Genomic DNA, 15,241 nt, shown 5'->3' with positions numbered 1-15,241 from the left:
GGCGGACAGGTGTGATCGGCGCTGGCCTGCTGTCGTGGCGATGCGGACGAGGCGGACGGCTGTGCGAGGCGCTGGCCGCCATGATCGGCGACTGGGCGCTGGCACGGCGACGTCGGTGTCGGGGCCGTGATCGGGCTTGCACGCTGCGGCGACTGGCTCGTCAGCTGCGCGTGCGCGGGGGCAGGAGATGGAGGTCGGTGAGGAAGCGGGCGAGCTCGCGGATGTAGGCGCGGCGGCCGACCTGCAGGATGTGGCCGCCGGTGAAGGTGAAGCGGCGGGGTCGCTGCCAGTGGTGCCAGAGGACGTCGACGTCGGCGGGGGTGACGAGGACATCGTGGGCGGCGCCGATGATGAGGCGGCGGGCCCAGGGGACCTTGGGCTGGTGGGTGAGCGGCGAGTGCAGGGCCCAGGCGTGGTGGAAGCGCTCGCGGGTCATGCCGGCCTGCTCGGCGGTGCGGCGGAAGGGGTCGCCCTCGCCGTGGTCCCACATGAGCTGGGCCATCGACGCGGGGGCCATGATCGGGACGACGAAGTCGAGGCGGGGGTCGAGCGAGGCGATGAGGGCGGAGGTGTAGCCGCCGAGGCTCGAGCCCATCATGCCGACCGGGGCGCCGCGGCGCTCGACGATCGCGGAGAGGAGGGCGCGCAGGTCGTGGCAGGTCTGGATGAAGGCCTCGTTGGTGCGCACGAGGTCGGTGGAGGGGTGGAGCTGGCCGCTGAAGCGGGCCTGCGAGGGCTTGCGCTCGCCGTGGAAGGGCTGGACGAAGAAGTACACGTCGAGGCCGAGGTCGCGATAGAGGGCGCCGATGCTGAACTCGAGCTCGTGCAGGCGGCGGGCGCCGACGGCCCAGCCGTGGACCAGGACGAGCGAGGCGGGGGCCGGGCGGGCGTGCTCCCAGGCGTGGACGTGGACGTCGCCGACGCGGTCGTAGGCGGCGTACTCGCGGGCGTAGGTCGGCGAGACGGGGCGGTAGGGCGAGGCGAAGCGGTAGTGGCTGGTGCGGCCGCCGGCGATGGCGCGGCGCTCGAGGGTGGTGAGGGCCGGGGTGCCGGGCGGCGGGGCGAGCAGGCGGTCGGGGTCGGCGAGGATGTCGGGGGCGTTGTAGCGGGCGAGCTCGACGAAGAGGGCGTCGAGCTCGTCGGGGTGCACCGGGCCGAGGCCCTGGCCCATCATCATGCGGCGCAGGGCGGCGCGCATGAGGTGGTCGGCGCCGGCCAGTACGCGCGCGACCATGCGGAGCGGCAGCGGGGGCTTGGCGGGGACGGGGAGCGCGTGCACGGGCCGATCTTCGCTATACCTCGCCGGGCGGGCGCCGCCAAGCGGCTTGGCAGGGACGGGCCAGGGTGCGAGCATGACGGCGCGTGCGGGTGGCGATCGCGGGCGGCAGCGGCTTTGTCGGGCGACACCTCGGCGAACGCCTGCGCGCAGACGGGTGCGCGGTGCGGGTGCTGGCGCGGAGCTGTCCGCAGGGACAGGTGGACGCGGGCGATGCCGACTGTCTGAAGGGACAGGTGAACGCGGGCGCCGCGGGCTGTCCGCAGGGACAGGTGGACGCGGGCGCGGCGGGCTGTCCTGAGGGACAGGTGGACGCGGGCTGTCCGCAGGGACAGGTGGAGTGCTGGCGGGTCGATCTGGTCGGCGATCCGGCGCGGCTGGTCGCGGCGCTGCGCGGGTGCGACGCGGTGGTCAACCTCGTGGGGGTGAAGACGGCGCGCGGGCAGGGCTTCGCGGCGGCGCACGTCGAGGGAGTGACGCGCTTGATCGCGGCCTGCGAGGCGGCGGGGGTGCGGCGGCTGGTGCACGTGAGCGTGGCGGGGGCGCGGGCGGATCGGCGGCCGTATCTGGACAGCAAGTGGCGCGGCGAGCAGGCGGTGATGGGCTCGGGGCTGGCGTGGACGATCGTCAGGCCGGGGGTCATCCACGGGGTCGGCGACGACTTCGTGACTCAGCTAGTCGCTATGCTGCGGCACGCGGCGGTGTTCCCTGCGCCGGGCGGCGGGACGGCGTTGCTGCAGCCGGTGGCCGTCGAGGATGTCGCGCTGGCGATCGCGGCGGCGCTGCGGCGGCCCGAGACCGCGGGTCAGGGCTTCGACGTGGTCGGGCCGGAGGCGCTGCCGATGCGGGCGTGGGTGCGGCGGGTGGCGGAGGCGCTGGGGCTGCGGGTGTGGCTGGTGGCGCTGCCGACGGCCGCGCTGGCGCCGGTGGTGCGGCTGCTCGAGCGGGTGCTGGCGACGCCGCCGCTGACGCGGGCGCAGCTCGGGCTGCTGTCGGAGGGGGTGGTCGGGTCGCTGGCGGAGACGCGGGCGCTGCTCGGGGCGGAGCCGCGGGCGTTGACGCCGGGGCGCGTCGCGGCGCTGGCGGAGGGGGTGGGGCCGTGGCTCGGGGTGTCGCTGCGGCTGGTGGCGGACGAACGGGGACGGGAGTTCTTGCGCGGGTGTGGGGCCAGCGCGGGGCGCTTGCTGTGGCTGGTGCCGCTGGCGGCGCTGCTGATCGCGGGGCTGCGAGCGGTGACGCCGGACATCTGGCGCTGCATGTTGCTCGCCAACCTGGTGTTGATCCCGGCGGCGCTATTCGGGCTGCGATTGCCGTGGCGGGCGCTGCTGCGACCTGGCCTTTCGTACATGCTCGTGGGGACAGCCGCGGCGGCGCTGCTGTACGGGCTGGCGTGGCTCGCAGCGCTGGGGCTGCGGGCGGTGCCGGGCGCGGCGGGGCAGCTGGCGGCGCTGAACCTGTGGGGCGAGCTGCTGCCGCTGTGGCAGGCGCTGCCGATCTTGCTGCTGGTGGTGTTCGGGGAGGAGCTGTTCTGGCGGGCGGGGGTGGCGTTGCCGGTGGCGGCGCGGCTGGGGCCGTGGTGGGGCTGCGCCGCGTCGGCGCTGGCGTTCACGCTGGCGCACCTGCGGGTCGGGCCGCCGCTGCTGTGGCTGGCGGCGTTCGGGTGCGGCTTCGTGTGGGCGTGGATGGTCGTGCGCTGGCGGAGCGTGGTGCCGGGGCTCGTGTGTCACGCCCTGTGGGACGTGGCGGTGGTGTTCGTGGCGCCGCTGTAAGAAGCCGCGGATGCGTGGGCGCGATGGCACGACCACAGACGTCGCGGTGGTGTTCGTGGCGCCGCTGCAAAAAAACCGCCCGGGCAGGTCGCCAGATCTGCCCGGGCGGTGGCCATGCGCCAGGGAATTAGGGCTGGTCGCCGATGCCGTCGTTGTCGGTGTCGGTGAACAGGCAGACGCGCTCGGCCTCGGCGCCCTTGCCGGGGCAGGCGCGGGTGCAGCCGATCTTGAGCGTGCAGGCGCCTTCGCTGTAGCCCGCGGTGAAGTCCTTGCGGTGGATCGTCGCGCCCTCGGCGAGGTCGCTGAAGTCGTCGCCGAGCAGGGCGAGCTTCTTCAGCATGTCGCCCTCGCTGCGGTCGTACTCGGCGCCGACGCGGCGCAGGGTGACATCCTCGTCGAAGGAGAGGAAGGTGGTGATGATCGGCTCCTTGGCGCTGCCGACCGTGACCTCGGCGATGCCGAGGCTGAAGTTGAAGCGGTCGGTGTCCTGCTGCTGCAGCTTGTCGAAGTCCTCGCGCTTCGGGTAGAGCTTCTTGATTGCGTCGAGCTCCTTGTCGTCGAAGACCCCGCCCAGGGTGCCGGCGTCGAGGCCGTAGCGGATGTCGTCGTTGACCTTGATCATGCCGGCGCTGTGGCAGCCCATGCACGACACGCCGTTGCGGACGACCTGATCGATCTGGCTCGGGTCCTGGACGATCTCGAGGGGGCCGTTGTTGAGGCGATTGCCGAGCTTGTCGGTGAGCATGTAGCCCTGGAGGCCGTTCTCCAGGGTGAAGATGATCTCGCCGCCGTCGAACTTGAAGTCGAGCGGGTGGGCGAGGATGTTCTGATCGCCCTTCTGGCCCTTGAAGTCGTAGCTGATCCAGAACACGCGGTTGTTGGCGTTGCCGAAGCGGTGGCGCTCGACGACCCGGTTGAACTCCGACACGTCCGACTTCTTGAAGCCGGCGCGGCCGACGATGTTGTTGTCCTCGAGGATCTCCTTCTCGATGTTGTCGAGGACCCGGATGCCGAGCTGGGACTCGAGGCAGGTCTCCGGGGTGCAGTCGTCCTTCGTTCCGGGCAGGAAGACGCTGCGCTTGGGGATCCCGAGGATGTCGTAGTAGAGCGGCGAGCGCGAGGTGGCGTCGATGAAGGCGGCGCCGGGGAGCACCGGGAAGTTGGTGCCGGTGGTCTTCTTGATGTTGATCGCTACGTCGCCGATGTACTCGACGGTGTAGGGGTTCTGGTCGGCCATCATCTCCCACACATCGCGGAAGGCCCGGCCGGGCTCGTCGTCGGGGAAGTAGAACGAGGGCTCGCTCAGGCGAAACTGCTTGCCGGGCACCTCCTCCCAGGCGTAGTCGCCGATGTCGACGCGGAAGATGAGGCGCTGCTTGTCGATCGCCACCGGGGCGATGATCTCGGTGTTGCGCGACAGGCTGTTGACCAGCTTCGAGAGGGCCTCGCGGAACAGGTCGATCTCGGCGTCGCACCAGCCGGCGTTGTAGAGGTCGACGAAGCTGAAGTAGCGGGTGAAGGGCTGGGTCTGGAGGGCGATGGTGCCGAGGTCCTGGTTGATCGCCTGCAGCATCTGCTCGCGCGGGATGAAGGGCTGGTCGGCGCAGCTCTGGACGCCGGCGCACTCGTCGATCCACTTGCCGACGATCTCGATGTCGGTCGGGTTCGGCCGCTGCATCTCGGTGGGCGGCGGCATCGGGGTCATCGCCGAGGTCATGCGGGCGTAGATCCGCGAGGCCGCGGAGTCGCCCGGGGTGACCTTGTTCTGGACGATGAGCTCGTTGAGGTCGAGGATGTAGTTGATGCCGCCCTGGGCGGCGCTGCCGGCCCCGTGACACTTGGCGCAGTTGGTCTCGAGGATGCCCTTGACGCGCGGGACGAGGTCGACGCAGGCGGCCGGGACGGTGCCCTCGTTGCCGCCCTCGCCGCCGCCGGTGGCGCTGTCGGTCTCGGCGTCGGAGCTGCCGCCGCTGCTGGCGCTGTCGGTGCCGGAGCTGCCGGAGTCGGTGTCCTCCGGCAGGACCACGGGAGAACATGCCCCGAGGGACAGGCTGATGACGGCGGCGGCGGAGATGTGGATGAAGCTGGTGCGCATGCTGAAGTACTCCCTGGGTCGCAATGGAAAATCGGTGTCAGAAGCAACCGGCGATCACGAGGCCGCCGAAGGTCGGGGCGATGCGCAGTCGCGTCGCCAGTTTTTCGCGGCGGGTGGCCTTGAGGTCGCGCGCGCCGATCGCCACGAGGGCGATGCCGAGGGCGAGGCCGACGGCGCCAGCGATCGCGCCGGCGGCGATCATGGTCTCGGCGCGGCGCTGCTGGTCGTGCAGCGGGGCGAGCTCCTCGTCGGGGCGGCCGGCGCCCTTGTCGAGCTCGCGCTCGGAGACGGCGTTGAGGTAGAGGCCGCGGGACATGACGCCGACGCTGGCGAGGCCCGCGGTGGTGAGCACGGCCCCGGCGGCGATCTCGGCGTGGCCGCTGCGGCGGGCCGACATGCGCTGCTTGTGGCGCTCGGCCTTCTTGATGAGGTCGTCGCCCCAGGCGATGAGCGCGGGGTGCTCCTCGGGGTCGACGCGCGGGGCCTCGGCGGAGGCGCCCTGCAGGAGGGTCTGGGCGGTGCGCACGTGCTCGATGCAGCGGTCGTCGTCGGCGACGCCGGCCCGGCCCTTGCGGTCGCCGCGTGCGAGGGTGGCCTCGGCGGCGGCGAGGTAGAGGACGGGGTCGTGGTAGGCCTCGGCGCCGACCAAGAGGCTCTGGAGCGCCTCGTCGGGCTTGCCGGCATCGACGAGCTTGTTCGCGTGGTCCTGGATCGGTGCGCGCTCGGAGGCGGCGCGCGCGAGGGCGGCCTTCACGGCCTTGCTGCGCGGCTTGCTGCGCGCGGCCCGGGCGACCTTCGCGGCGTTTCGGGCCTTGCGCGAGCGGGCCGGGGCGGGCTCCGAATCGGTGAGGACGATGTCGTCGTCGGCGGCGGCAGGCGGTGGTGCTGCGGCCGCGGGTGCTGCCGGGGGTGCGGCTGGCGCTTCGGCTGCGGGCGTTGGTGCGGGCGCCGGAGCTGGCGCTGCGGCCTTTGGTTTTTCGGCCACGCCCCAGTCGGGCAGGGGCGAGGGATCTGCGGAGGCGGGCGCGGGCAGGGCCAGCGCGAGACATGTCCCGAGAGACAGGAGTCCCCGATGCGGGGAACCCCGGGCGGCGAGCGGCATGGCGGTTCTTCTTTCGGCGCGCTTCGTGGCCTGGAATCGAGGGTGAGCTCGAGACCTGGCGACAGGCCGTGGAGGCGCGGTTCGGGGTGGATTTCTTGGCTGGCCGAAAGGCCAGGTCAACGTGGGCGATCCGCCGCGGAGCGGAGGGCGGGTCGTGGTCTCAAGTAACGGGGCGCCGGCGATCGATCACGTGGGTCGAGAAATAAATTGTCGCGGCGATCGAGGGTGATCACAGGTGGATCGCGGCGCGCAGTCGATCGGCGATCGCGGCGTCGGACCACGGCCAGAGGTAGAGGTGGCCGGCACCGTCGGCGCTGGCGAGGGTCTCGCCGTCGGGGCTGAAGGCGAGGACGTCGACGGCGTGATGGTGGCCGCTGCGGGTGTCGAGGTCGCTACCCTGGTGCGACCAGCCGCGGATGCGACCGTCGGCGAGGCCGGCCACGAGGTCCGGCCCGCAGGCGACGCTGAGGATCGGGGCGTCGGTGCGACGGAGCTGATCGGCGCCCGCGGGGACCCACAGATCGATGCGGCGGTCGGCGCGGGCCAGGGCGAGCCGGCCGTCGTCACACCAGGCGAGGCCCTCGACCTCGCCGAGGCGGCCGGCCTCGCGGAAGGTGGGTGTCCCTTGGGACAGGTCGAGGAGCCAGCGGCGGGCGGGGCTGCCGCTGGCGTCGCTGGCCAGCTCGAGCGGGCCGCCGCCCGAGCCGACGCCCGAGCCGACGCCCGAGCCGACGCCCGAGCCGACGCCCGAGCCGACGCCCGAGCCGACGACCGAGCCGCCACCTGAGCCGACGCCCGGGCCGACGACCGGTCGCACGGCGAGCTCGCTGAGGCTGACGCGCGGCGCCTCGACCGGGCGCGCGGGGCCCTCGGCGCGCGCCCAGAACAGCAGGCGATCGTCGATGCTGGCGGCCAGCAGATCGCCCGCAGGGGTCCATGTGACAGCGATGACGGCGCCGCCGACGGGCAATTCGTGCATGCTGCCGTCGCGGCTCCAGACCCGCACGCTGCTGCTGGCGCCGCTGGCGAGGCGCTCGCCGTCGGGGCTCCAGGCGATCGCGCGGACGCTGCCGGGGTGCGCGAGGATCTGCGGCGGGGCGAGGCCGTCGCGCTGGAACACCCGGACCTCGCCGTCGTCGCAGGCGGTCGCCAGCTGGGCGCTGTTGGGCCGCCAGGCGATGGCTTGCACGGGTCCGGGGTGGTCGAGGCGGACGCTCGCCGCTGGCACCAGAGACCACACGCGCACGCTGTCGTCAGCCGCGGCGGTGGCGACTAGATCGCCGCCTGGGTGCCAGGCGAGGCCGGTGATCGCGGCCGTGTGGCCGCGCAGGACCTGGGTCTGCGACGCGGGGCCAGACAGCGCCGGGCCAGTCACCTGCAGGATGCGGACCTGGCCATCGTCGCCGCCGACGAGCAGGCGGTCGCCCTCGGGGCTCCAGCGCAGCGATCGGACCGCGCCCTCATGACCAGGGAAGCTGCGACGCAGCTCGCCGCGGCGATCCCACACGAGGAGCTGCGCGCCGGCGACGGCGACGAGCCGACCGTCGGGGCGCCACGCGATCGCGGTGAGCTCACCGTCGTGCTCGCGCAGGCGGTGGCGGCCGAGATACAGGCGATCGAGCTCGCGGCGCAGCAGCGGGCCGCCGTCGGGGGCGGGCCAGCGATCGACGCCAGAATCGGGGTCAACAGCGCGACCATGGAGGGTGGCACCGGGGCCAACGTCGGGATTGCGGCTGGCATCGAGGGTGACATGGGGACCCCCGAGAGCCGGGCGATCGCCGGGTTCGCGGTGCAGCTGGCCGTCGGGGTCGAGGCGGCGGGTGCCGCTGGCGTCGGCGATCCACAGGTCGCCGGCGGGGGTGAACCACAGCGCGTGCAGGTCGTCGACGCGGACGCGGTCGCGGGTGAGCGGGTGCGCGAGGGCCTGCCGGCGCATCGCGGCGAGGCCCTCGCTGGTGTCCGGGAGCTCGCGCAGGAGCAGAGCGGCGGCGCTGGGGTCGGTGGGGAGGAGGGCCTGGAATTCGGCGGCGCGGCGCAGGTGCTGCTCACGCGGGCCGATCGGGGGCTCGGCCGCGGGCGCTGCGGCGATCGGGGCGCAGGGCTCACTGGCGCGGTGGACCAGAGATCCGAGATCGAGGCCGCCCTGGCCTCCCGCGGGCTGCCGCAGCGATGCGCCGGCCCAGGCCCCGAGGAATGCGCCGAGCGCCACGAGCAGGGTGGCGAGGGCGAGGGCCCGCTGCGGGCCAGCCGGGCGCGGCAGCGGCGGGCCGAGGGCGGCGAGCAGGGCGTCCATGTCGGGCCAGCGATCGCCCGGCGCCTCGGCGAGGCCACGCAAGAGGACGCGGCGGAGCCCGGCGGGGACGCGGCTGTCCTTCGGGACATGTGTGACCGCGACCGGGGCGAAGCGGGCGACCGCGGCGAAAGGGCGGTGGTCGTAGAGCGCCTCGTAGAGGGCGACACAGAAGCTGAACTGGTCGGCGCGGGCGTCGGTGGGCGCGCCGCGGAGCTGCTCCGGGGCCATGTATGCGGGGGTGCCGAGGACGCTGCCGGTGCGGGTCAGGGGGGTTGCGAGCGAATTGGCCAGCGAATTGGCCAGTGAGTCGGCGAGGTGGTCGTCGGGGTGGGTGTCGGCGTCGCTGAGGGCGCGGGCGAGGCCGAAGTCGAGGACGCGGACGCGGCCGGCGGGGTCGACGAGCACGTTCTCGGGCTTGAAGTCGCGGTGGAGCACGCCAGCGCGGTGGGCGGCCGCGAGGGCGCGGCCGGCCTGCAGGAAGCAGGCGAGCACGGCGTCGGGGCTGCGGGGCGCCTCGCGCAGCCAGCGATCGAGGGTGCGGCCCTCGACCAATTCCATGGCGATGAAGACCTGCTCGTCGCCGCCGCCGCCGTGGCTGGAGTGGCTGGCGTGGGTGCCGACGTCGTAGACGAGGACCACGTTGTCGTGGCGCAGGCGGGCCATGGCCTGGGCCTCGCGCAGGAGGCGAGCGCGGCCGGTGGGGTCGCCGGCGAAGGACTCGTGGAGCAGCTTGATCGCCAGCCTGCGGCCGAGGCGCTCGTCGACGGCGGCATAGACCACGCCCATGGCGCCCGCGCCGAGCCGGCCCTCGACGCGATAGCGGCCGATCCGCACCGGCGCGCTGGGCTCGCCGAACAGGCGTTCGGTGACCTTCGCGTACATGCGGCGCGCCTCGAGGTCGCCGTGTATCTGTGCCTCCGCCGAGCCGATCACCAGAGCCGGACCATAGCAATTTCGCGACGGCCATCACCGGGTTCGTCGTGGCACTACATATCGAACAAACAAGAAGTGTGGTGAAATTTTCGTAACACGGATCACTCTCGATACAGTCGCGGCGAAGATGCGTGCGTGATGCGGGTGGTGCGAGGCGCTGTATGCTGGAGCGATGGATCTGCCGGAGGATGACTGGACGCTGTTGACCGCGTGGCGCGCGGGGGATCGCCTCGCAGGGGGGCGGCTGGTGCAGCGGCATTTCGGCGCGGTGAGCCGCTTCTTTCGCAACAAGGTCTCTTGCGCCGACGATGCGGCGGAGCTGGTCAGCGAGACCTTCCTCGGCTGCACGCGCGCGCGCGATGGGTTTCGCGGTGACACCAGCTTTCGTCGCTACGTGTTTGCGATCGCGTTGAACGTGCTGCGCAACTACATCCGCCAGAAGCACAAGCGTCAGGGGGAGGCGATCGACTTCGGGGTGGTGTGTGCGAAGGACGTGACGCCGTCGACGATGAGCTCGGTGATCATGCGTCGACGCGAGGCGCAGCTGCTGGTGCTCGCGCTGCGGGAGATCCCGCTGGATTATCAGATCGCGATCGAGCTCAACATCTTCGAGGAGCTCTCCGGGCGCGAAATAGCCGAGCTGCTGTCGATCCCCGAGGGCACGGTGCGCGGGCGCCTGCGCCTCGGCAAGGAGCAGCTGCGGGTCCAGCTGGCGCGGCTGGCCCAGACGCCGGCCGAGCTGCAGGCGACGATCACCGACCTCGAGGGCTGGGCGCGCAAGATCCGTCGCGTGCTCGACCGCGACGACGAGCCCGAGCCGGACCTGGCGAGCGGCGCGGCCAAGCTCGGTGGTCCGCTGTGAAGGCCCGAGTCGCCGCGAGAATCCGCGGGCGTGCGCGCCTGCGCACGTAGGCCGCGGGGGCGCTGGCGGGGCGCTGACGGGGCACGTTGGGTGTGCCGGCCGGGCCCGGGGGATCACGCGGGATCACGGGAGACTCACGAGATTCGCCGGCCCGCTGGACGCGGGGACAGGGGTATAGTCACGCGGCCCTCATCGGAGCAGCCATGAACGGGACCCTCAGCCGCGCCACGCAGATCGTGTACCGCGTCAACCCGCGGACCTCGAGCGAGGTCGACACCCTCACGCTCGAGCTCACCGGTCAGGCGCGCTGGGCCGGACACGGACGCGAGGCGACCGGCACGCTGCCAGCGGGGCTGTTCGCCGAGCTGGTCGGTCGGCTCGAGCAGTACAGCTTCAAGAGCGTGACCGGCGTGCACGGCGACGCGATGGCCGACTACCAGCACGAGATCGAGGTGCACGAGGGGCCGAAGAAGCGCTCGCGGTGCACGCTGCGGGTCAACCACGAGTCGGGCACGCTGCTCGGCGCGGCGCCGACGGGCATCAAGGAGATGGTCAAGCTGCTCGACCTGATCGTCGCCCGCGTCCAGCTCGGGATCCTCAACGACGAGAGCGCGGAGCAGGTGATCGCGGCGCTGCTGCGGCAGGTCGACTTCCCCTACGTCAACCCGCACGGTGATCCCGGGGCCTTCGCGCTGATCGACCGCCGCGGCGAGCTGCTGCCGGTGTCGAACCAGCGCTTCACGATGCCGTTTAGCAGCGGGCTGCTGCCGGTCCGCGTCGACGACAAGATGGGCTTCGTGCGCCCGAGCGGCGAGCTGGTGATCCCGGCGGCGTTCCTGCTCACGCTCGGCTTCTCGGAGGGGCTGGCGGCGGTCAAGGTGGCCGAGGGTTGGGGCTACATCGACGTGAAGGGGGTCATGGTGATCCCGCCGCAGTTCGTCTCGGCCGGCAACTTCGCCGACGGCCTGGCCCACGTGCACCGCGGCGGGCACGGCGGCTTCATCGACAAGAGCGGCCGCTTCTTCGCCGACCCGCCGCACGCCAGCCAGGTCGGGCGCTTCGCCGGCGGCTTCGCCCCGTACCGCGCGCTCAGCCGCATCGGCGTGCCGGCCTGGGGCTACGTCGACCGCCACGGCGCGGTCGCGCTGCCGCCGACCCACGACTTCGCCGGCGAGTTCAGCGAGGGCCTGGCGGCGGCCCAGCAGGACGACCTGTACGGCTACCTCGGGACCAACATGGAGTTCGTGATCCAGCCGCAGTTCAGCGTCGCGGGCGAGTTCCACGGCGGGCTGGCGGCGGTCGCCGTCGACGCGCTGACCGGCTACTGCGACCGCAGCGGCACGATGGTGATCGAGCCGCGCTTCATCCGCGGCGGGGCCTTCGCGGAGGAGCTGGCGCCCGTGGTGCTGGGGACCCGGACCGGCTTCATCGACACCAAGGGGAAGCTGGTGATCGAGCCGAGCTTCGACACCGCCCTGCCCTTCAGCGAGGGCCTCGCGGCGGTGCGGATCAACCACCGCTGGGGTTACATCGACCGCAGCGGGCGCCGCGTCGTCGAGCCGCTCTACGAGAGCGCCCTGCCCTTCGCGGGCGGCCTCGCCTGCGTGCGTCGCTTCGCCGATCCGAAGCCGGTGGTGCACACCGGCTCGAAGAAGGTGATCGTCAACCTCGGCCCGAAGTCGCGGCCCGGGTGAGCCTGCTCCCGCGCGCAGCGCTCACCGGTGCTCCGCTGCGCGGGCTATGGTGACGGCCGTGGACGACGTCCTGCAGCGGCTCGGGCTCACGCCGGCGATCGCCGCGGCCTTCGTCGCGGCGCGGGCGGCCGGCATGCGCCTGGCCCGGGTCGCGGCGCAGCACCGCGGCGGACACGTGCTGATCAGCAGCGGGGCGCAGCTCGGCGGCGACGCGGACGCGCTGGTCGAGCTGCGCGCCGACACCTCGGGCCGCCTGCGCCGGGCGGTCGCGCAGGACCCCGCGGCCGGCCCGGCGGTGGGCGACTGGGTCGCGGTCACCGTCGCCGGCGAGCGCCCGACCGCGACGATCCACGAGGTCCTGCCGCGGCACACCAAGCTGTCGCGCCGCGCCGCCGGACGCGGGGCCAGCGAGCAGATGGTCGCCGCCAACGTCGACACTGTGTTCCTGGTGTGCCCGCTCGACCAGCCGCTGAACCTGCGCCGCATCGAGCGGCTGCTGACGATCGCCCTCGAGAGCGGCGCGAGCGCGGCGGTGGTGCTGACCAAGGCCGACCTGTGTGGCGATCCCGCGGCCGCGCGCGCGACCCTCGGCGCCCACACGGACCGCGACGGCGCCGCGATCCCCGTGCACGTGATCAGCAGCGTCAGCGGGGTCGGCCTCGGCGAGCTCGACATCTACACCAGCACCCCGCGCACTTCGGCGTTGATCGGCGCCTCCGGGGTCGGCAAGTCGACGCTGATCAACCGCTGGCTCGGGCACGATCGCCAGGCGGTCAACGCGGTCCGCGACGACGGCAAGGGCCGGCACACCACGACGCACCGCGAGCTGCTCGTGCTGCCGCAGGGGGGCCTCGTGATCGATACGCCGGGCATGCGTGAGCTCGGCCTGTGGCGCAGCGACGAGGGCCTGCAGGGCGCCTTCGCCGATGTCTCGGCGCTGGCCGAACGCTGCCGCTTCCGCGACTGCAGCCACGCGGGCGCGCCGGGCTGCGCGGTCGAGGCGGCGGTCGCCGACGGCAGCCTGCCGCCCGAGCGCGCGGCCAGCTTCGCCAAGCTGCAGCGCGAGCAGGAGCAGCTGGTGCGCGAACGCGACGTGCTCGGCCGGGTCCGTTCGCGGCAAGCCGACAAGCGGACCCAACGCGCGCTGCGCCGGCACTACAAGGATGAGGGTCAGCGCGAGTGAGTCGTCAGTCGCGCAGGCGGATCGTCCGCGAGTGCTTCACGCCGCCGCGCTGATAGCTGATGTTGTAGCTGCGCGTGCTGTCGAGGCCGGCGTAGAGGCCGAGGAGGCCGAGCTGATCGTCGAGGCGCGTGCCGTTGACCGACAGCAGCACGTCGCCGTTGCGAAACCCGAGCTGACTGACCTGACTGCCGGCGCGGATGCCCAGCAGGCGGTAGCCGGCGCCGGACGGCGTCACCTGGACCTGGCGCGCGAGCTGGTCGGGGTCGGCCACCATCGCGTCGAAGTCGCGGCGGGCCACCGTGCAAGATCCGTCGCCGGCGCACTGCACGGCGCCGGGGGACCCTGACGACGACGCTGGCGACGACGCTGGCGACGACGGGCTCGCGCCGGTGGATGGCCGGTAGGCCGCGTCGCCCGGGCGCCGCGAGCTCGCTACCACCGGCGGATCGCCCTTGCCCGCGGGCGCGACCGGCATGTCCTCGAGGACAGGTAGCTCGAAGCCCGGCCTCGGCGCCGGTGGGGCGACCCCGCCCTGGCCGCTCGCGTCGAGGCGCGCGAGCACCTGCGACCACGCGAGCCCGCCGACGATCCGCAGCTCGCGGGTCATGCCCACGCCGGCGCGACTGATCTGCAGCTGGACCCCGCGCTCGCTGCCCGCCAGCGCCGCGAGCCCGCGCTCGGGCGCGTCGAGCGGGGCGCCGTTGATCGCCTCGATCACGTCGCCGTCCAGCAGCCCGAGCGCCGCGTACACCGAGCCCTCGCGCACCCCGCTGATCGCGTAGCCGATCGGCCCGCCCGCGGGCGTGGGGCTCAGGTTCAGGCTGGGGCGACCGGACGCGAGGTCCTCCACGGCCAGCGCGACGAGGAAGGCGTCGACCTCGTACAAGCCCTGGTTGGGGTCGGGCTGACGGACCCCGGCTCGCACCGCCGCCGCGAACACGGCCGGGTCGATCGGCGAGCCCGCGCTGGGCGCCGTGACCACGCGGGCCGGCACGCTCGCGGGCGAGGGCTCGCGGGTCTGCAGCTCGCACGCCAGCACGCACAGAGCACCCGAGAGCCACAGACTGCGTCGCACAGCCGGCAGCCTAACGCGACCTCCGCACCCCGCCAAGCCGCCCGCCCTCCCTGCGGCGTGCTACCTTCGCGCGCATGCACCTGTCCCAGGCCTGCAACGATCATCCCCGTGTGGTCGACAACTCGCCGCGCCTGCGCCCGCCCGAGGGCGGCTGGGCCGCGTGGTACCTGCGAGACGAAGACGACGTGGGCGAGGGCACCGAACAGGGCATCACCGTGCGCACGCTGCTGTCGGCGCTGCGCGAGCTGGCCCGCGAGCGCGGCTGGGCCCGCACCCTCGTCGCCGGCGACCAGTTCTTCGCCTGGGTCGAGCACGAGCCGCTGGTCCGCATCTCGCCGGACGTGTACCTCCTCGACGACCCGCCGGCCCAGCCCTACCCCGGCATGTGGCGGACCTGGCTCCCGGGACAGGCCGCGCCGCGCTTCGCCGTCGAGGTCGTGTCCGAGGACTGGGCCAAGGACTACGTCCACGCGCCCCGCAAGTACGAGCAACTCGGCACCCGTGAGCTCGTCGTGTTCGACCCGGAGGCCGGCCGGCGCCGAGGTCGGGTCGCGCTCCAGCTGTTTCGTCGCAACCCTGACGGCGCCCTGGTCCGCCTCGCCGCCGGCGACGCCCCGGTTCACAGCCGCGAGCTCGACGCCTGGCTCGTGGTCCAGCGCGAGCCCGGCGGCGCCCGCCTCCGCATCGCCCGCGACCCCGCCGGCCGCGAGCTCGTCCCCACAACCGAGGAGCGGGCCCTGGCGCTGGAAGCCCAGCTGCGGGCCCAGGCCCAGCTGCGTGAGCAGGCCAGCGCCGTCCTCCAGGCCCGCGAAGCCACCATCCAGGCCCGCGACGCCACCATCGATGAGCTCCGGGCCACCATCGCCGCCCTGAACGCGACCCTCCAGGCCCGCGAATCCACCTAGCGCCGGCAGGCCCTGGCCGGACCTGGCTCGCGGGCCGCCGAACCCGCCTTATCT

The 15,241-nt window shown here is 73.2% G+C and carries 10 protein-coding genes; 5 read left to right on the top strand and 5 right to left on the bottom strand.

Annotation, left to right across the window (positions count from 1 at the left end):
• Positions 1-160: 160 nt before the first annotated feature.
• Positions 161-1,279, bottom strand: a complete 1,119-nt coding sequence (locus IPJ59_RS35735) for an alpha/beta hydrolase (protein WP_293275674.1) — start codon at positions 1,277-1,279, stop codon at positions 161-163.
• Positions 1,280-1,362: 83 nt separating this feature from the next.
• On the opposite strand from IPJ59_RS35735, the gene IPJ59_RS35730 reads away from it, so the two are divergent.
• Positions 1,363-3,045, top strand: coding sequence for an NAD(P)H-binding protein (locus IPJ59_RS35730; RefSeq protein ID WP_293275673.1), 1,683 nt, complete (start codon positions 1,363-1,365; stop codon positions 3,043-3,045).
• Positions 3,046-3,172: 127 nt separating this feature from the next.
• On the opposite strand, the gene IPJ59_RS35725 is transcribed toward IPJ59_RS35730, so the two are convergent.
• From IPJ59_RS35725 to IPJ59_RS35715, 3 genes are all read right to left on the bottom strand, one after another.
• A complete protein-coding gene (locus tag IPJ59_RS35725) occupies positions 3,173-5,140 on the bottom strand; it encodes a hypothetical protein (protein WP_293275672.1) in 1,968 nt (655 codons plus the stop codon).
• Between the two features lie 37 nt (positions 5,141-5,177).
• A complete protein-coding gene (locus IPJ59_RS35720) occupies positions 5,178-6,242 on the bottom strand; it encodes a hypothetical protein (protein WP_293275671.1) in 1,065 nt (354 codons plus the stop codon).
• Between the two features lie 229 nt (positions 6,243-6,471).
• Positions 6,472-9,468, bottom strand: a complete 2,997-nt coding sequence (locus IPJ59_RS35715) for a WD40 repeat domain-containing serine/threonine protein kinase (RefSeq protein ID WP_293275670.1) — start codon at positions 9,466-9,468, stop codon at positions 6,472-6,474.
• A 172-nt stretch (positions 9,469-9,640) separates the two neighbouring features.
• Here IPJ59_RS35715 and IPJ59_RS35710 point away from each other — a divergent pair, with 172 nt between their 5' ends.
• The 3 genes from IPJ59_RS35710 to rsgA all read left to right on the top strand — a co-directional run bounded on the left by IPJ59_RS35710 (position 9,641) and on the right by rsgA (position 13,207).
• Positions 9,641-10,330: an RNA polymerase sigma factor gene (locus IPJ59_RS35710; RefSeq protein ID WP_293260234.1), complete on the top strand. Its 690-nt coding sequence runs from the start codon at positions 9,641-9,643 to the stop codon at positions 10,328-10,330.
• A 203-nt stretch (positions 10,331-10,533) separates the two neighbouring features.
• On the top strand, positions 10,534-12,024 hold the full coding sequence (locus tag IPJ59_RS35705; protein ID WP_293275669.1) for a WG repeat-containing protein: 1,491 nt from the start codon (positions 10,534-10,536) through the stop codon (positions 12,022-12,024).
• Positions 12,025-12,082: 58 nt separating this feature from the next.
• Positions 12,083-13,207 carry a ribosome small subunit-dependent GTPase A gene (gene rsgA, locus IPJ59_RS35700; protein WP_293260228.1) on the top strand — a complete coding sequence of 375 codons (1,125 nt, stop codon included), beginning with the start codon at positions 12,083-12,085 and terminating at the stop codon, positions 13,205-13,207.
• Positions 13,208-13,211: 4 nt separating this feature from the next.
• Here the strand turns inward: rsgA and IPJ59_RS35695 are convergent, their stop codons facing one another.
• Positions 13,212-14,282 (bottom strand): hypothetical protein, encoded by a 1,071-nt coding sequence (locus IPJ59_RS35695; protein ID WP_293275668.1) that lies wholly within the window; start codon positions 14,280-14,282, stop codon positions 13,212-13,214.
• Positions 14,283-14,356: 74 nt separating this feature from the next.
• Between IPJ59_RS35695 and IPJ59_RS35690 the strand changes: the two genes are divergently transcribed.
• Entirely contained in the window at positions 14,357-15,187 is an 831-nt protein-coding gene (locus IPJ59_RS35690; RefSeq protein WP_293275667.1) for a Uma2 family endonuclease, read from the top strand.
• Positions 15,188-15,241: the final 54 nt, after the last annotated feature.

It is taken from the genome of Nannocystis sp., from assembly GCF_016714285.1.
Taxonomy (GTDB): domain Bacteria; phylum Myxococcota_A; class Polyangia; order Nannocystales; family Nannocystaceae; genus Nannocystis.
This window is presented reverse-complemented; position numbering and strand designations above follow the sequence as displayed.